The sequence below is a fragment of the Citrobacter sp. wls708 genome, from assembly GCF_005281255.1.
GTDB lineage: Bacteria > Pseudomonadota > Gammaproteobacteria > Enterobacterales > Enterobacteriaceae > Citrobacter > Citrobacter werkmanii.
In genome coordinates, this window is sequence record NZ_SZXE01000015.1 from 326,143 (window position 1) to 347,673 (window position 21,531).

A 21,531-nucleotide genomic window follows, 5' to 3' on the forward strand; every position below is an offset into this window, starting at 1 on the left:
GATTTACATCGTTTGCAGCAGGCTGGCTAACTGTTTATTGATCGCTAACTGATTAAATTCAGCTTCAATTTTTTCTCGCGCGCATTGCACAATCGGCTGCACCTGTTCGCTGTCGAGCAGGCTGAATGCAGCTAACCGTTCAGCCAACGCCTGGGCATCGTTTTCCGGTGCCAGCCAGCCAGATTTACCCGACTCCACCAGCTCAGGGATCCCGCTGTGAACCGTCGAAATGACCGGGATCCCCACCGCCATCGCCTCCATCAGCGCTACCGGGATCCCCTCCATATCGCCATCCCTGCCGGTAATCGAAGGCAGCAGAAATACATCTGCTTGCTCAAGCATCTCCTTCACCTGATGACTGGGTTTAAAGCCAGGCATCTCAATCACATCATCGAGTTGGTATTGTTCGATCAGCGTCCGCAGACGACGTTCCCAGGGACCAATGCCAAGAATGCGATAGCGAAATAAGACGCCCTGCTCTTTCAACTGCCGACAGGCTTCGATGGCGACGTGCAGCCCTTTTTTCTCGGTTAAGCGCGCGACAGAAATAATCTCCAACGGCGCGGCTGGCGATTTCAGTTGGCGCGGGGTAAAACGCGTCATATCGATTCCCATACGCGAGACGGCAATTTTCTGCGGCGGACATCCCATGTTTTTTAAACGTCCGGCCCAGAGATTGCTGATGGGCAGCATCAAGTCACCGCGCTGAAACAGCTGCTGATATTCGGGGGTATAGCGGGCCAATACATCCCGGTGCGAAACATCAACGCCATGAAATACCGTGGCGATTTTCCCGCGGATCATTCCCAGCTCACGCAGTTTGGCAGCCGTCACGCCTGCCGGGCCAAAGTGCGCAATAAAGACATCCGCCTGAAATGCCTGCGGATTCCCACCGCAAATAGCCGCCAAAATCAAATTGCGCGCCTCGTCGCCATAGCGAGAGATATTCAGCGCTTTCCAGGTGGCTGCGCGGGTGATGCCCTGCAATGCAGCCGCCGCCCTGAATTTCAGCTTTGCCAGTTTGCCGTCCGGTTCATTCAGCAACCAGCGCGTTTTGTCGCCCAATTGGTAGGTATTAAATGAGGCATGCGTATTTTCAAGATCGCCCTTATGCATCGCGACAATCTCCACCTCATAGCCCATATCGATGAACGCAGTGATCTGATTTAATACGAAGGTCTCTGAGGAGAGTGGAAATTTAAGCAGGAAAAAACCAATCTTCATTTTTCCCCCTCAATGCGCGTTAATACCGACTGCACCATACGCACCCCACGTTCGCGTTCACGCATAACCGCGTCCCCTACCCGTATGTTCAGGTCAGGAAGCTGTCCGAGAATATCGGCGACTTTGCCCTCAAGGCTGCCATCCAGCAAATGGCGAATATCGACGGCCATCTCCGGTAGCCCCAGTTGCTGCATGATCCCTGCCGATTTATGCTCATAGTTAATGGCGATGGCGGGCGTCATAAAATTCATCGAGATGATGGCTGAGTGCAGGCGAGTGCCCACCGTCAGGTCGCATGCCCCGAGAATTTTTCCCATCTCAAGGTCGTTGAGTTCATCCATTACCACATGATAACGGGCCGGGTCGTTAACATGCTGACGCAGGTTCAACGCCACCATACGATCATCTTTGTTGTAACTATCGATACCGGTACAGGTTGACAACGCTATCACCTGGTACCCTTCATCGAGAATGCGGTTCACTACCCCGGCAAAGGCTTGTTCATAAGCCTGTTGCGTCGTCCCCAGACGCTTATCAAAGGGCGCCAGCTCACGCAAAGTAATGGCCACAGTCTTCTGCTTTGCTACCATTTGCAACCAGTGCTGTACGGCATAGCCTGGCTCAAAATCCTCATGATGATTGTCGACCAGCCAGGCGGTATCCACGCCTGCCTCAACCTTTTCCGTGGTTATTGCGCTGCGTTTCATCAGTTCCAGACTGACGGATTCGCGCAAAATCAGCGCGTTACAGTGGCCAAAAACGTAGTTCGCCAGTTGATTAAACTGCTCATCCTGGAATGGCCCCACGCTGTGCCCAATCATGTACAGCGGTTTTTTCGCCATAAATGAACACAGGGCATGTTCGAACTGCGGCACGCCATACAAATCAACAAAAAACGATCCGCCGACCTGGATAATGGCGTCATAGCGCGACAACAGACGGACAAAATCGGTAAATCCCTGGGCGATAGCGATGTTGCGCAGATTACCGGTGTCGGTGACGCGCGAGAGCAGCACCTGGTGCTGATAGCGACGGCGCAAGACCTTCTTCACCCGTCCCATGACACCCGCGGCGTTGTTGTGTTGCTTCATCTGCGAATATAACGGATCGCCCATCACCGGACGATTGAGTAACCATGATGAGCTTACCGGGTAGCGGCTCATAACATCGACTTCAGTCTCGGGACGCTGCGCGTTAATGGCATCCAGCAAACCGCGCAGAATAGCGCTATCCCCTCGGTTCCCGCAGGTATGGTTGCCCAAAATTAATAGTTTCATTATGACCTCTTAAAGCGTTGTTCTTATCCTGCACGGAGCAAGGTTTTCATTTTTTCACTGCGACAGAGCTGGCGTTTTATTTCCACCACCAGCGGATGGCGCGACAGCACAATCATCACCGCGAACGCCAGCGCCCCTGCCGCTATTTGGATCCCCAGCAATGTGCTTAGCGGCAGTTGGTTGCGCAGCATAAAACCCAGCGCATAGCTCACAACCACGGTTGGCAAGGAGAGATACAACGGTAGCCACAGACTGAGCATGTACTGACGGTAGCTGGAACCCAGAACAGGTTTGATCATCACGAAATAACTGAGAATGGTGTTAATCACCTGAACCAGCAAAAAGCCCAGCGTCACGCCTGTCACCCCCGCCAGATGTCCACCGATGAAAATGGCCGGAATAAACAGAAAGGTTTTGAACACATTGAATTTGAAGCTGATATCAACCCGCGCCTTCGCCATCAGCAGTGAACCGATCGGATTCCCGACAGAGCGCAGTAGCCCGACAATGCACAACAATTGCAGGACGGGGACAATACCGTTCCACTTCTCGCCAAATACCAGCGGCACCAGATTGTTCGATACCACCATTAATCCCAGCAGCGCCGGAAAATTGATGATCCCGACCACCGACAGTAGTTTGTAAAAATTCACCCGCAGTTTTTCGCTGTCGTCCTGAATTTTGGCAAACGCCGGAAACAGAACGCGGGTAATGATCGGGTTCAGTTTGATTGGCGGTACAACCGCCACGTTCCAGGCAAGATTGAATCCCCCCGCGACGCTTGCCCCCAACGTTCTGGCCAGCACCAGCGTAGAAAGATTGGTATTGATATAATTAATAATGCTATCCGCCGTCAGCCATGCGCCGAAACGTAGGTTTGACGAAACGGAAGCCAGCGAGAAATGCAGCCCCGGATGGTAAATCTGGCGACCAAAATAGCCGAACAGCAGCGTACGTAGTGTACTGTTCACCAGATACCCAAGAATAGCCGTCAGCGCGAGCGGCCAGAAATGGGCGCTCACCACGGTAAAGGTAAAACCGGCCAGCACCGAACTGGTCTCAATCATGCCGATTTTGTTAAAGGCCAGTTCTTTTTGCATCAGCGCGCGAAACTGCTGGCCGTGCGGTATCACCACAAACGCCAGTGATAACGTTTTGATGAGCGGAGCCAGTTCGGGGTTATTGAGTACGCTGGCAATTGTCTCGCCAAGCAGAAACATCGTCACGCATACCACAATACCGAGTCCGACATTGAGCCAGTACAAGGTGGTCAGTTCAAGGTAGCCAATCTCTTTGCGCTGAATAATGGAGTTGGCAATGCCAAAGTCAGACAACGTATCGGCCAGCGCAATGATCACCAGCGCCACGGTTAACAACCCGAACTGGTGATTATCAATAATCCGCGCCAGGACGGTCATCTGGATAAGTCCGAGGCCAATAATGATCACCGTGGCAATTGCCGACCACTTCGCGCCATTCAGCGTTTTTTCTCGTAAACTCATGTTAATACGCCGCTTTGTTCACAAAGCCTTTAAATATCGTCAGAAAAACAATTTTGATATCGAACCATAAGCTCCACTCGCGAATATATTCGAGGTCAAATTCCACACGTTTTTCCATTTTTTCCAGCGTATCGGTTTCCCCCCGCCAGCCGTTGATTTGCGCCCAACCGGTAATGCCCGGCTTCACCTTATGACGTAACATGTAACCCTCAATCAGTTGGCGGTACTGTTCGTTATGCGCCACCGCGTGCGGACGTGGCCCGACGATAGACATCCCTCCCGTCAGCACGTTAATAAACTGCGGTAACTCATCCAGCGACGTCCGGCGCAGAAAATTCCCCACCGGCGTCACGCGTGGGTCGTTTTGCGTCGCCTGCGTCACCACCGCGTCGTTTTCCATCACTTTCATTGAACGAAACTTCCAGACTTTGATCGGCTTCCCATCCATGCCGTAACGGGTCTGGCGGAAAATTACCGGTCCTTTTGAGGTCAGTTTCACCAGTAACGCAATGCCACACAGCACCGGAGAAATCAGCAGCAGGATCAGCGAGGCCAGCACGATATCTTCCGCACGCTTCAACAGACGGTTAATGCCCGAGAGCGGCGTGTCATACAGCGGCACCACCGGAACACCGTTCATCTCTTCAATCCGTGAATGCAGGATGTTGAAGGTAAAGACATCGGGGATGAGGATCACTGAGCAGGTCGTGTCGGCCAGATCGCGCACCAGTTTTTTCACACTGGCACCATCGTTCATCGACATGGCGATATAGACGTTATGAATGCGTGAAGCTTTAGCGTCATCCACCAGTTGTTGCAGATTCCCGGCCCAGTCGCGGGAGTTTTTCCCTGGAACAGGATCGTGATAGACACCGGCTACTTCAAACCCCAGCCACGGTTCATGGCGAAAGCTGTCCAGTAGCATTTGCCCGGCGGGCAGGTTGCCTGCCACCGCTACCCGGCGGGTGTTGTAACCGCGATTACGCAGCCATCCCGCACCGTAGCGAATAAACGAACGGCTCAACACCAGCCCCACGCTTGACAGTAGATACCACGCCAGCCAGACCGCAAGACGGTTATCGAAATCGTTATTAAAGGCAATTAAACCTGCGCTAAAAATCAGGCTCAGTGTCCAGTTTTGCAGCAACAGCACCAGCTCAGTGGATATTTTGACGCCGCGCCATGAGCGATAAAAATCCGTTATCCCGCCGAGCATCTGAAAAACCACCAGCGTAATCAACGCCACCAGCAGGTGCATGTACAGGAAAGGCAAACCGCTTAATTCGCAGATTACCCATAGCCCGCCAAACATGATGGTGATATCCGAAAAACGTTGCACCATCGAAATTAACGACGCATTGGTTTTGGCGCGTTCGCGCTTCTTTAGATGTGTCATCGTGGTTCCTGTTAGTCGCCTTTGGCCCATAACCGGGCAAAGGAAGCACCGGCATTACTGATTCAGCAACGCCAGAAGAGTGCGCGTTCGCGCTTCCATCAACGGAATATCTCCGCGCGATTCCACGTTCAGGCGCACCACCGGTTCGGTATTGGAAGAGCGTAAATTGAAACGCCAGTCGACAAACGACATGCTGATGCCATCCGTTCTGTCCACCGTCAGCGCTTCCCGGGAAAAGTGCTGCTCCACCCGCGCTATCGCTGCCGTCGGCTCCGCCAGCGTGCTGTTTATTTCTCCACTCGCCGGGTATGCCGCCATCCGGTCACGGACCAGCTCGCCCAGCGACTGTCCTTTCAGACACAGCAGCTCCGCCACCAGCAGCCACGGGATCATCCCGCTGTCGCAGTACGCAAAATCGCGGAAATAGTGATGCGCGCTCATCTCGCCGCCGTAAATGGCATCTTCATGGCGCATCCGCTCTTTAATAAACGCGTGTCCGGTTTTTGACATCACCGGTTTACCGCCTGCCGCCGTCACCACATCCACGGTGTTCCAGGACAGGCGCGGGTCGTGGATAATTTTCGCCCCCGGATTCTTCTCCAGAAACGCTTCCGCCAGCAGACCGACAATGTAGTACCCCTCAATGAACTGGCCTTTTTCATCGAACAGGAAGCAGCGGTCAAAATCCCCGTCAAAGGCAATCCCCATATCCGCACCGTGTGCAATCACCGCGTTACGCGTGTCTGCCCGGCACTCCGGCAGCAGAGGGTTGGGAATTCCGTTGGGGAAATTGCCATCCGGCGTGTTGTGAATTTTGATGAACTCGACCGGCACGCCCAGCGCCTTAAAACGGGCTTCAATGGCATCCACCACCGGGCCTGCCGCGCCGTTACCGGAATTGAGCACCAGCTTCATCGGTTTCAGGTTGCCGGGATTGATATAACCCAGCAGGTGGTCGATGTAGGCATCGCGAGGATTGATCCGCTGGTAGCGGCCACGTCTGCTCTCATCAACCGCCGGGAAGTCATTCGCTTCCGCCAGACGCTGCACGTCGCGCAGACCGGTATCGCCGCTGATGGGCCGCGCCCCTTCCCGCACCAGCTTCATGCCGTTGTAATCCAGCGGATTATGGCTGGCGGTCACTTCAATGCCGCCATCAACGCCAAGATGGAAAGTGGCGAAATAAATCTCTTCGGTGCCCGACATGCCAATATCCAGCACATCCACCCCTGCATCCTGCAGGCCTTTCGCCAGCGCCAGCTTCAGCGCCTCGCTGGTCAGGCGGACATCGCCACCGAGGACGATGGTTTTCGGCTGCAGAAACTCGCCGTAAGCGCGGCCAATACGCCACGCAATCTCTTCATTTAACTCTTCGCCCAGTCGGCCGCGGATGTCATACGCTTTAAAACAGGTCAGTTTTGTCATGATTTACCCTTTTTCAGGCAACAGGAGGCCCTGACTCTTAATGAGCCTTTTTAATAAGTGTTAATGCATTGCCCGGTGCGCTTCCCTTACCGAGCCTACGCTGTTGCAGGCCGGATAAGCGCATCCGGCATCAGGCGCGCCCGTATCTGTCCGCAAACCGCACCACATCATCCTCATCGAGGTAAGATCCGGAGCGTACTTCAATCAGATCGAGCGGGATTTTTCCGGGGTTCTCCAGACAGTGGGTCGCTCCCAGCGGAATATAGACAGACTCGTTTTCAGCGAGCAGTTTGATATCATCATTAATTGTCACTTTCGCGGTGCCTGCAACCACAACCCAGTGCTCAGCCCGATGATGATGCATCTGCACGGACAATCCCTCGCCAGGCTTGACGGTAATTCGCTTGACCTGGTAACGGTCTCCGGCATCAATGGAGTCATATTTGCCCCACGGACGATAAACTTCGCGGTGAATGTGGTGCTCATGGCGCCCGTCAGCTTTAATTTTCTCCACCACTTTTTTGACATCCTGTACCGCGTTGCGATCGGCAATCAGTACCGCGTCTTTGGTCTGCACCACCACCAGATCTTTCACCCCGACGGTCGTCACCAACCCGGATTCGGCATAGACGTAGCTGTTTTCCGTTTTGTGGCTAATGACATCGCCGTGATGCACATTACCTTCAGCAGTATGGGCGCTGATTTCCCACAATGATGACCAGGAGCCGACATCGCTCCAGCCTGCATTCATAGGCATCACCACCGCATCGGCCGTACGTTCCATTACCGCATAGTCCACAGACTCTTCCGGGCAGGCGAGAAACGCCTGTTCATCAACGCGAATAAAATCGAGATCGGGGTCGACGGTGCTCATGGCGTTTTCGCAGGCCTCAAGAATATCGGGACGATACTTTTTCAATTCTTCCAGGTAACGGCCTGCCCGGAACAGGAACATCCCGCTGTTCCAGTAGTAGTCGCCGCTTGCCACATACGCCTGTGCGGTTTCCAGATTGGGTTTTTCAACAAACTGCGCCACCTCAAAAGCCACCGCGTCAGTATTCGACGGTGAAACCTCGCCTCGACGGATATAGCCGTAGCCAGTCTCCGGTTGGTCCGGGACGATACCAAACGTCACCAGCTTACCCGCACTGGCATACGGCATCGCATTGCGAACCGCTTCGCGAAATGCCTCTTCGTCGGCAATCATATGATCGGCCGCCAGCACCAGTAGCAGCGGATCGTCACCCGGACACTGACGTTTTGCCGCCAGCGCAGCCAGCGCTATGGCTGGCGCAGTGTTGCGTCCGGCTGGTTCGAGAATAATGTTCTCGGTCAGTTTGTGCAGTTGCCGTAACTGTTCCGCAACGATAAAACGGTGTTGTTCATTACAGATAACAACCGGGCTTTCGCACTCCACACCGTTCAGACGGCAAATCGTCGTCTGCAACATGGTGAGATCGCCTTTCAGACACAGGAACTGCTTTGGATACAGTACGCGGGACAGCGGCCATAAACGGCTACCCGAGCCACCGGCCATGACTACCGGAAAGAGTTTGTTTTGACTCATCATGTACCCCGAATATCAGCAATAAATTGATTCAGCACGTTTTCTTTATCCAACGTGCGTTCGGCATACTCACGTGCCACCGTGTTAACTTTTGGCATGGTTAGCGCCTGTTGAATCCCGCCAACCAGCGCATTGACTGATTCCGGCTCGACACACACAGCGATGCCAGGATGAGCGTCACACAACTGACCCAATTCGGTCTCAGGCTCAGCGGTAATCACCGCGTTACCGCCAACGGCGAGGATATTAGTCAGTTTGGACGGCAGTACTGCATCCGCCGCACCACGCTTTTGTACGACCAGATGACAGTCCGCGAGCTTGAGCAGCGCAGGCAGCGCTTCATAAGATTGCAGCGGAAAGAACATTACGTTGCGCAGGTCGCGTTCGCTGACCATAGTCTCCAGTCGCGCTTTGCCCCCGCCCTGCCCGACGATCGCAAACAGCCAGGGTTGCTCACTCAACTGGGCCGCCGCGTCGATGACGCTCTCAAGCCCCTGCTTTTCACCGATATTGCCCGAGTAGAGAATGATTTTTTGATCCGCGTGCAATCCCAGTTTCTGGCGCAACGCCAAAGCATCGGCGTCGGTCACGTCACGAAAGCGCGCCACTTCCGACCAGTTGGGAAAGAAAATAACCTTGCGTGGCGCAACGCCTTTTTCCATGGCTTTGCGCATCATGGAACGGGAAATCGTCGAAATATTGTCCACGCTGTGCAAACCACTGCGTTCAAACACGCTGGCCAGTTTCGCCACCATACCGCGCTTGCCTTTGCCTGCCATGCCAAGTCCCAACATGGCATCGACTTCATAATCCTGAATGTGCAGCAGCGTGCGCGCGCCGCTGAGTTTTGCCAGCAAGCGCATCCCCGGCGTACAAAACAGCGTCGGCACCACGCCGATGATGCGATCCGGTTTCCAGCGACGTTGCGCCAGCAGCGGGAAGAAACTGCTCAGGGCGAAACTGCCCAAATGCAGAAGGCGCTTGAGCGTTGAGGGTTGCTCAGGCACATACAGCGGACAACGCCAGACGGTGGCATCCCCCTCCTCGCGACGATAGCGCCAGGATGAATAGCGACCATTAACTTTCCATTGCGGATAATAAGGCGGTGCGGTGATCACCCGCACGTCATGACCTTGTTGCACCATCCACTCCACCATTTCACCGGTGTACTTGCCAATACCGGTCAGCTCCGGCGAGTAGTTAATGCCATACACCAGGATCCTCATAGCCCAGGTACTCCGCTCTGGCTTGCCTGGCAGAAGTAAGCCCGGCTGTTGGCGTGTACGCTGTCACTGGCCTGAATCTCTGTCGCCGCCAGCCAGCGGTAGGCATCATGTTGTGCATCAGGCAGTTGCAGGTCGTTTTCTGATACGCGCAGACGAAATCCCAGCACGATGTAATGCGTTGAGAAATCATCCCCGGAAAAGTTGTCGTCATAGAAGTGCTGCCAGACACCATAAAACTCAGCGGTGGACAGCGGTAGACGCAACCCCAACTCAGCTTCAGTCAGCCGTTCAAAAGCCGCATGTAGCGATTCATCTTTTTGCACACGACCGCCGGGAACGAACCAGTAGCCCTGCGCCGGACGATTGAGACGCTTACCGAGCAGAAACTCTCCCTCGGCGTTTTCCACGATCAAGTCGATAGAAATCAGCGGGGTTGAACGTACGACGGTGGCAAAATCCTCATGACGTAAAAACATGCTTACCCCCGATAACGCTGCTGGTTTTCAAGGAACCACTGCCAGGTGCTGGCAAGCCCTGCCTCAAGTGATATCTCGTGATACCAGCCCAACTGATGCAAACGCGTAACGTCGAGTAATTTGCGCGGCGTCCCGTCCGGTTTGCTGGCGTCAAACACCACGCGCCCCTTGTAACCCACTACCTTGGCAATGGTCTGGGCCAGTTCACGGATGGTGCAGTCCACGCCGGTACCCACATTGATATGCGACAGCATCGGCTGGGTATATTCCTGCCAGACTTCATGAGCCAGCTCCATTACGTGGATGCTGGCCGCCGCCATATCATCCACATGCAGAAACTCGCGCATCGGCGTGCCGCTTCCCCACACCACCACATCCGGCGCATTTTGCTCGCAGGCTTCGTGAAAGCGGCGCAGCAGCGCCGGGATCACATGCGAATTGCTTGGATGAAAGTTGTCATGCGGCCCGTACAAATTCGTCGGCATCACCGAGCGATAATCACGGCCATACTGACGGTTATACGATTCACACAGCTTGATGCCGGCTATTTTGGCAATCGCATACGGCTCGTTGGTTGGCTCCAGTTGCCCCTGCAAGAGTTCGCTTTCGGCTATTGGCTGGCTAGCATGTTTGGGATAAATACAGGATGATCCGAGAAACAGCAGTTTATTCACGTTATGCAGATGCGCCGCATGAATAATGTTGCTCTCAATCATCATATTTTCGTAAATAAAATCAGCGGGATAAGTGTTATTGGCCACGATCCCACCCACTTTTGCCGCCGCCAGGTACACCTGGTCAATACGTTCAGCGGCGAAGAAGTGACGCACCGCGTCTCCATCCAGCAGGTTAAGCTCATCTCGGGTACGCAGCACCAGTTCGACATTATCTCGTTGGGCCAGCTGTCTTACGATGGCGGCCCCCACCATCCCGCGATGGCCCGCCACAAAAATACGTTGTTTCTTCATCCTCAGTACTCCAGCGCGATGGCAACCTCGTAACCGTGCGACTTCAGCAGGGAATGTTTCTTCGCTGCTTCAAGGTCGTTAGCGACCATTTCAGAGATCATCTGGCGCAGCGTAATTTCCGGTTTCCAGCCAAGTTTTTCATGTGCTCTGGCCGGGTCGCCCAATAGCGTTTCTACTTCTGCCGGACGGAAATAGCGCGGATCGACGGCGATTATCACGTCCCCGGGTTTCACGCCTGGCGCATCGTGTCCGGTCACGGAAACCACAATGCCTTTTTCATTCACGCCTTCACCTTCAAAACGCAGTTTGATACCCAGTTGCGCCGCCGCCATTTCTACAAACTGACGCACGGAATATTGCACGCCGGTGGCAATGACGAAATCTTCCGGCTGATCCTGCTGCAGCATCATCCACTGCATCCTGACGTAATCTTTGGCATGCCCCCAGTCACGCAGCGAATCCATGTTGCCCAGGTACAGGCACGACTCCAGGCCCTGAGCGATGTTGGCAATGGCGCGGGTGATTTTACGGGTGACGAAAGTTTCACCACGGCGTGGAGATTCGTGGTTAAACAGGATGCCGTTACAGGCATACATACCGTAAGATTCGCGGTAGTTAACGGTAATCCAGTAGGCGTAGAGCTTAGCCACCGCATAGGGCGAACGCGGGTAAAACGGCGTGGTCTCTTTCTGCGGAATTTCCTGTACCAGGCCGTAGAGTTCTGAGGTGGAGGCCTGATAGAAACGGGTCTTCTTTTCCAGACCAAGGAAGCGGATAGCCTCCAGCAAACGCAACGTACCTATTGCATCGACGTCCGCGGTGTATTCCGGTGAGTCAAACGACACCGCGACATGACTCATGGCGCCCAGGTTATAGACCTCATCCGGTTGGACCTCTTTTAAAATACGGGTCAGGTTGGATGAATCCGTTAAATCGCCATAGTGCAGATGGAATTTGGGGTTGCTTGAATGTGGATCCTGGTAGATATGGTCCACACGTTCGGTGTTGAATGATGAAGCGCGACGCTTAATGCCGTGCACTTCATACCCTTTTTCCAGCAGGAATTCTGCCAGGTAAGAACCATCCTGCCCGGTTACGCCAGTGATGAGAGCGACTTTTGACATGTTATTACCTCTTAAATGATCCCCTCAGGGAGTAACTTTCTCGACGCGTTCGCGCGTGACTACTGCGGGGTTTCCCCGACAAACGACATTTGCTGGCAGCGATTTAAATACGCTGCTGCGTGCTCCAACGACGGTGCCATCGCCAATCGTCACGCCTGGCGCGACAAAGACATCTGTCGCCAGCCAGCATTTATCGCCAACCACAATCGGTGTGGCGTTAATATCAAAATATTGGCTGGCGTAATCATGACTTCCGGTACATAAATAACTTTTTTGCGAAATAACCGCGTGTGCGCCAATCGTAATATTACCCAACGTATATAAAACCGCGTCATCACCCACCCAGGCATAATCTCCCAGGGTTAATTTCCACGGATAAGTAATTTTTACTGAAGGTCGAATAACTACGTTTTTTCCTATTTTCGCACCGAATATTCGTAATAAAAACGCACGCCAGCGATACATTACCTGGGGTGACCAGCGAAACAGTGTTGCCTGTACCGCCCACCATAATTGCACTTTAATGACACCGCTACCGCGAAAACCTTTCGGCACGTTGAAGCCGCTTAAATCCTGCATAATGTGCCCTTACGTTTTGCCATATAAGGTTTTTGTTTTACCGGTTGTACGCAGCCGTAAATATTCAGAAACCCCAGTCAAAAAACCTGGCATATGTAATATCTGCCGCTGAACTTTTTTTGCATCGCGGCATAATTCCAGATTATTCGTCGTTGACACTCCGCCCATCGAAAACTCCGACACCAGCCCGTCCAGTTTTTTGAAAGCGTAACCAGATTTATATAGTCTGGCAGCCAGCGCGTAATCTGACGATATTTTATATTGCAAATCATAGCGCCAGACATTCAGTCCTGAGAGCGGAAAAAAGATGGCCTGATGGCTGGCTGGCAGGCTGTGATAAATATACCAACCCGGCTTTGCCCGGCGCTTAATTTTGTTGCCATTGCCAAAATCCAGCAACGCGTCGCCGATAACCATGGCTTTATCACTCTGCGTTTTTAACTGGCGGATGAACTGAGCCGCATCGGCATGCAGAATATCCCCGGAATTGAGGAACAGCGCAAAGCGCCCGCGCGCCATCGCAATGCCTTTGTTCATCGCATCATAAATGCCGTTATCCGGTTCGCTGACAAACCGTAACCGGTGCTCTCCACCGAGACCTTCAAGAAACGCCGACGTACCGTCAGAGGAGCCGCCATCAACAACAATCCACTCAAAACTGATATCGCCTGCCTGCGCCAGGTGTGCCAGCGAGGCGTGAGTTTTGACGATCCCTTCCAGATTGCGAAAGGCGACGGTAATAATACTAAGCAGCATGTGATTTACCTCGCGATATTCAGCGCCTTGCGCAAAATAAACGGACACACAATTAAAAACGCGTATTCCGGACTAAATACTGACCCTGTAAAAAACAGCGACAGCGGCGTAAAAAGATATAGCTGCACCCGATAATTCTGATTATCACCAAAAGCAGTGATCATCATCTTCATGACTTTCCCCATGTACCACAGGGTTAATATCACGGCGAACCACGAAAAATAAATAATCAGCAGATACAAACCATTGTCTATCGTTTTACCCACATCCGCACCGTTAAAAATTCCGAATGACGCGACATATTCATAAAGCGAACCGAATCTTACTACGCCATCAACATGCATTAACGAATAACCGACCATCACTAGCGGCCCCACGATTCGATAATACGATGATGACCCCTCGGTGCCTAAATCCCCAAGGCGCGTTGCGATGTACGGAAACGCAAATATCACACCGACTAAAAACACGCTTAATGAGATTATCGCCAGCGGCAACTTCTTTTTAATCGCATCCTTATTCAGGTACTGAAACGCCCACTCCAGGAGATAAAACAAAATAAACGTCATCACCCCGGAAAACGACCCTGATAATATTATCCCTGCCAGAATCATAGCATCGGACTTAGGCGTTTTGATACCAAACTGTTTGATACTGAGCCAAATTGAGATTAACGCCAGAGCGAAGAATGCCGGTTCGAAATAAAGCGCAGTGGTGCGTTTTCCGCCAAACTTAATAAAGTTCAGAACATAGCTGTTACTGTAAATAAGATATTTCGAAATAACTTCCATTAAACTGCTGCCGCCGCTGAGAATGATCTGCGCCATTTCAACTGCCGCTAACCCTACCACCAGCCCGACAACCAGCCAGAAAAAGCGCAGGATCTTAATATAGTTATGCGGCGAAATGGTTTTGAAGCGAATACTCCACACCATGCCAATAATCACCACGGTATAGACAAACAGCATCGCGGACGTGACGTACTTACTGGCATTCAGCGATTGACCGAACAGGTAGTTAAACGCCGTCAATCCTCCCCCCACGCCCAGCGCAATCATTAATTTTTTAATATTGATGCGCTCGACAAACAGCAACAGCAGAACGGGCAAGAATGTGACAATCGTTATCGGGAAGCTCTCGCCAAGTTGGGCAAGTTTGACGTTAACCAGCAGATAAAGCAGCGGTAGCAGCAGATAGCTACAGATTCTGATAGAACGAGACATATTCCTCCAGCATCTGTTGTCCACTGTATGCCACCCGGCTGCGCTGGCTGAACGCGGCAAGCGACGTGTCGAATACCGCCTGCGCAATGTCTGATTTTTTCAGTTGTACCAGCCGCAATACATCCGCTTCACTGAACGTTTTGCCGCCCGCTTTCGCCAGTACCTCTTGTGCCGCCTCGCTGTGCGTAGCAATCACCGGTACCCCGATGGAAAGCGCTTCGCACAGAATCAGCGGGTAATTATCAACGCGGGAGCTGAACACCAGTCCATCCATCTCGTTAAGCGCACTCATCAACGTTCGCTTATCGCTTTCGAAGCCATGATTGATGACGTTATCGCCAGCAAAGGGAGAAAATTTGCCGAAGGTATGCAGCTCAATTTTTTCCCCGAGCGCCATCATCTCCTGCACCAGGCGCTGATTGGTTTTACCGTCATAGCGCAGGTCATGAGCCACCACCGCGATTTTCGGTCTGCCGTGTGGTTCATGTCTGGCGGGCAGTTCGGCAAGAATGGCTTCGGTTGCCACATCAATACCGTTGTTAATAATGCGGCAGCGCCCCATGCCATACAGACTGTTGAACGCGTCGGCCACATGCTGGCTGGGAGAGATAAACTGGCAGCCAAGCGCTAACATGTCGCGAAACCTCTGCCGCTTAGCGGGCACCTGCTGATGGGCTTTGTCGATTTTTACCGGCGGATAATTGCTTAACGTCGGGCATTTCTGGCAGCCGGTTTTCCAGCTTTCACACCCGTCTGTGAAAGCGCAACGCCCGGTCACGCTCCAGTGATCGTGCAGCGTCCAGACAAAGGTGATGTCCGGTTTATGCGCCTTCACCTTTTCACAAAAGGTCACGACCTCTTCCAGGTTCAACCAGTAACTGTGCAGCACATGAAAATGCAGTACCAGCGGGCCGGATGTGCGGGTCACCGTACGATATAAACTGTTAAGATTGCCAAACAGGTCGCGGTTAGCGAAACGAAATAGCGCAATATTCGCCGCCGACGTCAGGCGCGGCGTATGTTTGATAACATGCGGATAATTACCGTGGCTGGCGCTTTTCTTGCCGCCTTTGCCATAGCCGTACACAAAGCGTGACGTCAACCCTTTCGCCAGCGCGCGAAGATGCAGATCTAACGCCACACCTGCCGCTCCACCCTCTGCGAGTCGCACATTAAATTGTAAGATATTCATTTTGTTACCTTCACTCGTGCTTTCTCGCCCACCACCAGCGTGTTGTCAGGGATGCTATCCACTACCACGCTCCCGGCGCCAATGGTCACGTTATCGCCAATAGCGACATCGCCGAGCACAGTGACGTTGGCCCCCAGTTCGACACCGTTACCGATGACCGGACAGGACAAATCTTTGCCGCCAGGATTGCCAATGGTGACACCGTGGCGCAGGGTTAAATCGTCCCCTGCCACCACGTGTTTATTGATCACTACGCCATAACCATGATGGATAGTGAAACGACGACCGATAGATGCAGCGGCCTGAATTTCATAACCAAACAGGCATTCAGTGATCAGGCGATACAACACCAGCACCGGCGCAGCCCACAGGTTGTTCAAGATATTTTTTTTACGCCAGACGGAGCAAAAATGGGCAATCCGATAGGCCACTACCATGCAGCAGGGGCGCAGACTCCAGCCGTTCGCACGTAAATCTTCCAGCATACTTAGCGTCCTCGCAGTCCGTCGGCCAGACGCTTACTGTTGCGAATGGAAAGCAACGTCAGCAGCGTGCGCCAGTTCATTCGTTTATTGCGGATCTGATAGAGCGTAAACAGCTGATATTTCTTACTCGCCCGGTCAAATTTACCTTTGTGCTTACGATAGAACTGAAAGTAGCCGGAGAATTTATGCGGTGACGAGGTAATGCGCATCTCACCGTGGTTCACATGCAGGATCTGCGTCGCCTCTTTGACCTTCCACGGTTTGCCGTACGCCACCACCATCCTGAGAAAAATGTCGTAATCCTGCGCGGCTTTCAGTGTGGTATCGAACAGGCATGCTTTAAAACGCCATGCCCACGTAAACACCTGATTACCAATAATATTGCGCTTGTAAAACTTGCGTCGGGAGTAAACTGACTTCGGATAGAGCGGCAGACTGGCCGGTTGCGAATACACTTCGCCTTCACAAACATAATCATTGGCATACAGAAACGCGTGCGTAACCAGTTGATGACGATGCTGCAGAAACACGCTCAGGCGATTCGGCGTCCATTCATCATCATCATCAATACCCGTAATATATTGCCCATTAGCCTGCATGATGGCCTGATTGCGTACCGCGCAGGCCCCAGAGTTCGTCGCGTTATGCGTATAGCACACGCGTGGGTCGTTCAGTTCCTCAACGAACTGCTGTAGTTGCTCATACGAGGAAGAACAGTCATCCACGATGATCATCTCCCAGTGAGGATAGTCCTGGCGCAACACCGATTTAATCGCCCGAATGGCCAGCTGTTGGCGATTCCAGGTTGGCATATAAATTGAAATGAGTGGGTTTTCTGTCGTCATTTTCGTTTCCCAAATAAAGTTGCCTGATGGCGCTACGCTTATCAGGCCTACATTCGATATGCGTTGCTGTTCGTTATCTATTTCGAATCCGACGTGTACTCGTATTCGTAGTAACCGTAATCCTGATAGCCACTGGCACGGCGGAAGATCGAGTTCAGGATCACCCCTTTAACCTGAATGCCATTTTGCTCAAACCGACTCAGGCTGGTTTCCACCTCTTTCAGCGTATTGACCGCATAACGCGCCACCATCAGCGTGGTGCCGACATGGCGGCCAACAATTGCCGCATCGGTCACCGCCAGTATTGGCGGGGTATCTATCAGGACCAGGTCATAGTGCTCGCTGGCCCACGTAATCAGTTCGCCAAAGCGTTCACTCATCAGAAGCTCAGATGGATTAGGGGGTATTTGTCCGCGAGGGATCAGATCAAAATTCGCAATGGAGGTCGGTTTCGCGCTGGAGGAGATATCCCCCTTACCGACGAGGATCTCGGACAGACCGTTGACGTTACTGGTACCCAGCAGTTCGTGGGTATAGCCTTTGCGCATGTCACAGTCGATCAACAGCACGCGCTTGTGGGTCTGGCTAATGACCGCCGCCAGGTTAGCGCAGACAAATGTTTTACCTATCGACGGGCTGACGCCGGTCAGCATCAACACGTTGTTGCGCGCCTGCATCATGGCGAAGTGCAGACTGGTACGCAGGCTACGGACCGCTTCTATGGCGAGATCCGTTGGATTCCCCACCGCCAGTAACTGGGTTTGTTTGTAACGCTTCACACCTTTAATCGTCTGAACGTTATCGCGCGCTTTTTGCCATTCTGAAAGCGGGATGCTGGCATAAACGCTGATGCCATGCTCTTCCAGCGCCTGCGGGCTTTCAATGCCGCGATTAAACAGGGAACGCAGCAATACGCCCACCACCGAAAGCATCAAACCAAGAATAATGCTACCGAGAATAATCAACGCCTTTTTCGGCTTCAGCACGCCTGGCTGGGCAATCGCGGGATCGACGATGCGCACATCTCCGACCGTACTCGCCTCGGTGATCTTCAGTTCCTGTTGCTTATTTAACAGCTGCATATAGACCTGCTGACCGGACTCCACATCGCGGGTCAGCCGGACAATTTCCTGCTGCGTTTTCGGCATTGCCGTAACACGCCCGTTCAGCTTGCTTTTCTCATCTTCCAGCGCCTGGCGTTTTTCCAGCAATGTGCGATACGCCGGGTGCGCTTTGGTGAATAACTTGGAGATTTCCGCTTCTTTAAAGGTCAGTTCGTTGAGCTGCGCATCGATATTTACCATGGAATCGAGCACCGCTTTAGCTTCCAGCGGCAAATCCACGGAGTCTTTATCCTGACGGAAGGCATTCAGCTTATTTTCGGCAACGTCCAGCCGGTTACGCACCTCAGGCAACTGTTTTGCCAGAAACGCCAGGCTTTTAGCGGCCTCTTCTGACTTACGTTCTACGTTTTGTTGCAGATAGTTGCGGGTAATACTGTCGAGGATCTGGCGGATTTGTTCGCGGTCTTCGCCGGTAAAAGCCAGGCTCAATACGCCAGTATCTTTGCCGGTTTCTGTCACCATCAGGTTATTTTGCAGGGTGTTAATCATGCCCAATGTGGAAAATTTGCTGACGGTAAATTGGCTCTCAGGGCTGGCATGAATCGCCTCAACCAGCATCGTCACGCCATCGTGATTCAACAATTGCCCAACCTGACCGCGGGCGCTAAATCCCCCATCACTGACTAATTGATAACTTTTATCGTTCAACACGCTTAGCGTAAAAGTCTGTTCCTTCATCGCCTTTGGCAGCGTAAAGGTGGTGACATTAACGGTTTCATTCTGGCGCCCCATCAACCGATCCCAGCCTGCGCCAAAAATCGGAAATGTATCTTTCGTCACCGCGATATCCAGATTGAGATCGTCTACCGTTTTTCCCAGTACCAGCCGTGACTGAATGAGCTGAATTTCCGCTTCCGAAGCCGGCGGTTTATTCGACAACGCCGAGCCAATATCCTGCACCAGGGAATTCCCGGTATTTTGCTCAATTTGCACCAGCGCATCCGCACTGTAGATCGGCGTGGCAAACAGCGTGTAGACCGCCGCACATAACGCAAACGTCGCCGTAATACCAAGCACCCACCAGCGAGCTTCCACCACCGTTCCTACCAGACGACCAATATCGATTTCATCATTGCCCGTAACCGGCGCGGCAGACTGTTTTACTTTTTCTGTCATTGTTTTCCCTGCTCCGCGTTCAATGCCTGAGCCCACTGGCGGGCAGACCGTTCAAGTAATGCGTACACCGCGTCAAACGCATCCCGACTTTTACGGTATGGGTCGGGAATTTCACGTTCGCTGTCCCAGTGACCAAAAAGCATCACTTTGCCGCGCATCTCCGGCACCATTTCGCACAGGGCTGAAATATGGCGTTTTTCCATGGTCAGGATCAGGTCATACTCCCGGCACATGCGTCCTGAGATCTGGCGGGCACAATGATTTTCCAGTGACAGGTTGTGCGCCTGCGCGACGCTAATAGCACAGGGATCCGCACCTTTACCCACCAGCGCCCCTAGACCTGCAGAAGAGACCGTCAACGCCGGATGAAACTTCCTTAACAAGCGTTCTGCCGTCGGGGAACGGCAAATGTTCCCCACACAGACAACCAATATTTTGTTAAACATGACGATTACCAGTTGTGAAGGTCGCTGGCCGTGTCCGTCATATAGCGAACACCGCTAATGGTCGGCAGCAACTGATTGATCAAACGGTTCCAGCGGGCAACCGGCGCGGTCGTGACATACACCACATCGTAAGGCTGGAGTCGGAATGACGTCGCCATCACCAGCGAAGTCGCATCGGACATATCAAGCTGATAGATATTGGCGATCTTGCCGTTGTGCCCGCTTTCGCCTTTCAACGGACGAATAACGAAAATGCCGCTGGCGTTGGAGGTGGTCAGATCGATACCTTCCGCATTGCCAAGCGCTTCGGTGAGCGTCATACCGCTGAAATCCATTTTGAGGGTGCTCTGCTTCTTCACTTCCCCCATCACGAAGACTTTCAAATCGTCATTACGCGGAACAAACAGAATGTCGCCAGGATAGAGCAGACGGTTCTGGCTCAGGTCGCCATTTTGCATCAGCGCTTGCAGTGAAATTCGTTGCTCCTGCCCTTTGTGAGTCAGTACAACATTGCGCCAGTCAGCCGCCTCGGTGAGACCACCTGCGGCGTTAATGGCATCAAGAATGGTAAGCGGTACGTTGGTGATGGCCTGCTGGCCAGATTTATTCACCTGCCCGGAGACATAAGCCTTCTGCGAGCGGAAAGCGGCGATATTAACGTCCACCTGCGGGTCAGCAATGTACTTCGCTAAGCGCCCGGTAATATCACTACGAATTTCTGCCAGCGTTTTTCCCACCACGCTGACTTTGCCAATGTAGGGGTAAAACATGGTGCCATCAGGCTGCACCCAGTTGCCGGTATCGCTTGAGCTACGATACTGCCCGGCCGGGGTTGTTAGTTCAGGATGATCCCAGACGGTCACATTCAGGACATCGCCTGGACCGACCCGATACTGATATCCTGCAATCTCCTGCTCCAGCGACATGTTAGGCTGTGCAACATTCGGACGAGGACGTAATTGCTCGACCAGTCGCGGGGTCAGTGGATAAACATTCACCATCCGATTGATATCAAAATCAGCGTCCTGCTGTTTAATCACATCTTTGCCCATCGTAGACATATTGCTGCCCGGAAGCACGGTACAACCGTTTATCAAGATTACCGATACCAGGACTGGTATCAATTTAAGTTTGGAGTTCATCATTGATTATTTATCACTTTGGCAGAGTAATTATCACGTGCGTTCTAAATAGTGGCTTCGCCTGTACACATTTACCTTGCCGTTAATTGAAAAGGAATTTAACTGGCATCAGTCCTAAAAATAATGGATTCATCTGCGGTCTCTTGACAGAATAATTTAGGCTTGTTTTCAGGTGACCAGACACGCTACCGCCCCTGGCTTCATTAGCTACCAATGCACTGATTAATTTAAATTTTTATCTTCTCCTTTATTTTCATCATATTCAGAACAGCAACGCATCGGGAATAACGTCACCGATTAATGAGGAAATATTATCTTTTGATTATTACCGCAAGAATTGTTGCAGCTAAGTGAATAGCAGGCAAGATAACAAGCCTCCGTTCACTTGCTTTTAAGATTAATATTAAGCGTGGAATTTATATGTTTTTAGGATTTTAT

The 21,531-nt window shown here is 52.4% G+C and carries 19 protein-coding genes; all 19 read right to left on the minus strand.

What is annotated here, in order from left to right; all coding sequences use genetic code 11:
* Positions 1–3: 3 nt before the first annotated feature.
* Positions 4–1,224, minus strand: coding sequence for a colanic acid biosynthesis glycosyltransferase WcaL (wcaL, locus tag FDW97_RS06880; protein WP_069323500.1), 1,221 nt, complete (start codon positions 1,222–1,224; stop codon positions 4–6).
* Positions 1,221–2,501, minus strand: coding sequence for a colanic acid biosynthesis pyruvyl transferase WcaK (gene wcaK, locus FDW97_RS06885; RefSeq protein ID WP_137350808.1), 1,281 nt, complete (start codon positions 2,499–2,501; stop codon positions 1,221–1,223). The genes wcaL and wcaK overlap by 4 nt, the downstream gene beginning before the upstream one ends.
* A 23-nt stretch (positions 2,502–2,524) precedes the next feature.
* Entirely contained in the window at positions 2,525–4,003 is a 1,479-nt protein-coding gene (wzxC, locus tag FDW97_RS06890) for a colanic acid undecaprenyl disphosphate flippase WzxC (RefSeq protein WP_137350809.1), read from the minus strand.
* A 1-nt stretch (position 4,004) separates the two neighbouring features.
* Positions 4,005–5,399 (minus strand): undecaprenyl-phosphate glucose phosphotransferase, encoded by a 1,395-nt coding sequence (gene wcaJ / locus FDW97_RS06895; RefSeq protein ID WP_038641768.1) that lies wholly within the window; start codon positions 5,397–5,399, stop codon positions 4,005–4,007.
* Between the two features lie 54 nt (positions 5,400–5,453).
* A complete protein-coding gene (cpsG, locus tag FDW97_RS06900; RefSeq protein WP_137350810.1) occupies positions 5,454–6,824 on the minus strand; it encodes a colanic acid biosynthesis phosphomannomutase CpsG in 1,371 nt (456 codons plus the stop codon).
* A 130-nt stretch (positions 6,825–6,954) separates the two neighbouring features.
* A complete protein-coding gene (cpsB, locus tag FDW97_RS06905) occupies positions 6,955–8,391 on the minus strand; it encodes a mannose-1-phosphate guanyltransferase (protein WP_038641772.1) in 1,437 nt (478 codons plus the stop codon).
* Positions 8,391–9,617 (minus strand): colanic acid biosynthesis fucosyltransferase WcaI, encoded by a 1,227-nt coding sequence (gene wcaI, locus FDW97_RS06910; RefSeq protein ID WP_137350811.1) that lies wholly within the window; start codon positions 9,615–9,617, stop codon positions 8,391–8,393. The genes cpsB and wcaI overlap by 1 nt, the downstream gene beginning before the upstream one ends.
* Positions 9,614–10,093 carry a GDP-mannose mannosyl hydrolase gene (locus tag FDW97_RS06915; RefSeq protein WP_137350812.1) on the minus strand — a complete coding sequence of 160 codons (480 nt, stop codon included), beginning with the start codon at positions 10,091–10,093 and terminating at the stop codon, positions 9,614–9,616. The genes wcaI and FDW97_RS06915 overlap by 4 nt, the downstream gene beginning before the upstream one ends.
* Before the next feature lie 2 nt (positions 10,094–10,095).
* Entirely contained in the window at positions 10,096–11,061 is a 966-nt protein-coding gene (locus tag FDW97_RS06920; RefSeq protein WP_038641777.1) for a GDP-L-fucose synthase, read from the minus strand.
* Between the two features lie 2 nt (positions 11,062–11,063).
* Positions 11,064–12,185 (minus strand): GDP-mannose 4,6-dehydratase, encoded by a 1,122-nt coding sequence (gene gmd / locus FDW97_RS06925; RefSeq protein WP_038641779.1) that lies wholly within the window; start codon positions 12,183–12,185, stop codon positions 11,064–11,066.
* 24 nt (positions 12,186–12,209) lie between these two features.
* Entirely contained in the window at positions 12,210–12,764 is a 555-nt protein-coding gene (gene wcaF / locus FDW97_RS06930; protein WP_137350813.1) for a colanic acid biosynthesis acetyltransferase WcaF, read from the minus strand.
* Between the two features lie 9 nt (positions 12,765–12,773).
* The gene (wcaE, locus tag FDW97_RS06935) at positions 12,774–13,520 is read right to left on the minus strand and encodes a colanic acid biosynthesis glycosyltransferase WcaE (protein ID WP_087855957.1); all 747 of its coding nucleotides are present in this window, start codon (positions 13,518–13,520) and stop codon (positions 12,774–12,776) included.
* A gap of 5 nt (positions 13,521–13,525) precedes the next feature.
* Positions 13,526–14,743 (minus strand): colanic acid polymerase WcaD, encoded by a 1,218-nt coding sequence (gene wcaD / locus FDW97_RS06940; RefSeq protein WP_038641784.1) that lies wholly within the window; start codon positions 14,741–14,743, stop codon positions 13,526–13,528.
* Entirely contained in the window at positions 14,718–15,935 is a 1,218-nt protein-coding gene (gene wcaC / locus FDW97_RS06945) for a colanic acid biosynthesis glycosyltransferase WcaC (RefSeq protein ID WP_110497476.1), read from the minus strand. Before wcaC ends, wcaD begins: the two co-directional genes overlap by 26 nt.
* The gene (wcaB, locus tag FDW97_RS06950) at positions 15,932–16,420 is read right to left on the minus strand and encodes a colanic acid biosynthesis acetyltransferase WcaB (protein ID WP_038641791.1); all 489 of its coding nucleotides are present in this window, start codon (positions 16,418–16,420) and stop codon (positions 15,932–15,934) included. The genes wcaC and wcaB overlap by 4 nt, the downstream gene beginning before the upstream one ends.
* A 2-nt stretch (positions 16,421–16,422) precedes the next feature.
* The gene (gene wcaA, locus FDW97_RS06955) at positions 16,423–17,265 is read right to left on the minus strand and encodes a colanic acid biosynthesis glycosyltransferase WcaA (RefSeq protein ID WP_069323489.1); all 843 of its coding nucleotides are present in this window, start codon (positions 17,263–17,265) and stop codon (positions 16,423–16,425) included.
* Positions 17,266–17,342: 77 nt separating this feature from the next.
* Positions 17,343–19,505 (minus strand): tyrosine-protein kinase Wzc, encoded by a 2,163-nt coding sequence (gene wzc, locus FDW97_RS06960; RefSeq protein ID WP_137350814.1) that lies wholly within the window; start codon positions 19,503–19,505, stop codon positions 17,343–17,345.
* A complete protein-coding gene (gene wzb, locus FDW97_RS06965; RefSeq protein WP_038641798.1) occupies positions 19,502–19,951 on the minus strand; it encodes a low molecular weight protein-tyrosine-phosphatase Wzb in 450 nt (149 codons plus the stop codon). Before wzb ends, wzc begins: the two co-directional genes overlap by 4 nt.
* Positions 19,952–19,956: 5 nt before the next feature.
* Complete coding sequence (locus tag FDW97_RS06970) at positions 19,957–21,096, minus strand: polysaccharide export protein (RefSeq protein ID WP_038641800.1); 1,140 nt, start codon at positions 21,094–21,096, stop codon at positions 19,957–19,959.
* Positions 21,097–21,531 lie beyond the last annotated feature (435 nt).

Excerpts from the sequence above, each read along its gene's own strand:
- FDW97_RS06920 (WP_038641777.1), bottom strand. The coding sequence starts at position 11,061 with ATGAAGAAACAACGTATTTTTGTGGCGGGCCATCGCGGGATGGTGGGG.
- wzc (WP_137350814.1), bottom strand. The coding sequence starts at position 19,505 with ATGACAGAAAAAGTAAAACAGTCTGCCGCGCCGGTTACGGGCAATGAT.
- wcaB (WP_038641791.1), bottom strand. The coding sequence starts at position 16,420 with ATGCTGGAAGATTTACGTGCGAACGGCTGGAGTCTGCGCCCCTGCTGC.
- wcaL (WP_069323500.1), bottom strand. The coding sequence starts at position 1,224 with ATGAAGATTGGTTTTTTCCTGCTTAAATTTCCACTCTCCTCAGAGACC.
- cpsG (WP_137350810.1), bottom strand. The coding sequence starts at position 6,824 with ATGACAAAACTGACCTGTTTTAAAGCGTATGACATCCGCGGCCGACTG.
- cpsB (WP_038641772.1), bottom strand. The coding sequence starts at position 8,391 with ATGAGTCAAAACAAACTCTTTCCGGTAGTCATGGCCGGTGGCTCGGGT.
- wzxC (WP_137350809.1), bottom strand. The coding sequence starts at position 4,003 with ATGAGTTTACGAGAAAAAACGCTGAATGGCGCGAAGTGGTCGGCAATT.
- wcaK (WP_137350808.1), bottom strand. The coding sequence starts at position 2,501 with ATGAAACTATTAATTTTGGGCAACCATACCTGCGGGAACCGAGGGGAT.
- wcaF (WP_137350813.1), bottom strand. The coding sequence starts at position 12,764 with ATGCAGGATTTAAGCGGCTTCAACGTGCCGAAAGGTTTTCGCGGTAGC.
- wcaI (WP_137350811.1), bottom strand. The coding sequence starts at position 9,617 with ATGAGGATCCTGGTGTATGGCATTAACTACTCGCCGGAGCTGACCGGT.
- wcaE (WP_087855957.1), bottom strand. The coding sequence starts at position 13,520 with ATGCTGCTTAGTATTATTACCGTCGCCTTTCGCAATCTGGAAGGGATC.
- wcaA (WP_069323489.1), bottom strand. The coding sequence starts at position 17,265 with ATGACGACAGAAAACCCACTCATTTCAATTTATATGCCAACCTGGAAT.
- wcaC (WP_110497476.1), bottom strand. The coding sequence starts at position 15,935 with ATGAATATCTTACAATTTAATGTGCGACTCGCAGAGGGTGGAGCGGCA.
- wcaJ (WP_038641768.1), bottom strand. The coding sequence starts at position 5,399 with ATGACACATCTAAAGAAGCGCGAACGCGCCAAAACCAATGCGTCGTTA.
- wcaD (WP_038641784.1), bottom strand. The coding sequence starts at position 14,743 with ATGTCTCGTTCTATCAGAATCTGTAGCTATCTGCTGCTACCGCTGCTT.
- FDW97_RS06915 (WP_137350812.1), bottom strand. The coding sequence starts at position 10,093 with ATGTTTTTACGTCATGAGGATTTTGCCACCGTCGTACGTTCAACCCCG.
- wzb (WP_038641798.1), bottom strand. The coding sequence starts at position 19,951 with ATGTTTAACAAAATATTGGTTGTCTGTGTGGGGAACATTTGCCGTTCC.
- gmd (WP_038641779.1), bottom strand. The coding sequence starts at position 12,185 with ATGTCAAAAGTCGCTCTCATCACTGGCGTAACCGGGCAGGATGGTTCT.
- FDW97_RS06970 (WP_038641800.1), bottom strand. The coding sequence starts at position 21,096 with ATGATGAACTCCAAACTTAAATTGATACCAGTCCTGGTATCGGTAATC.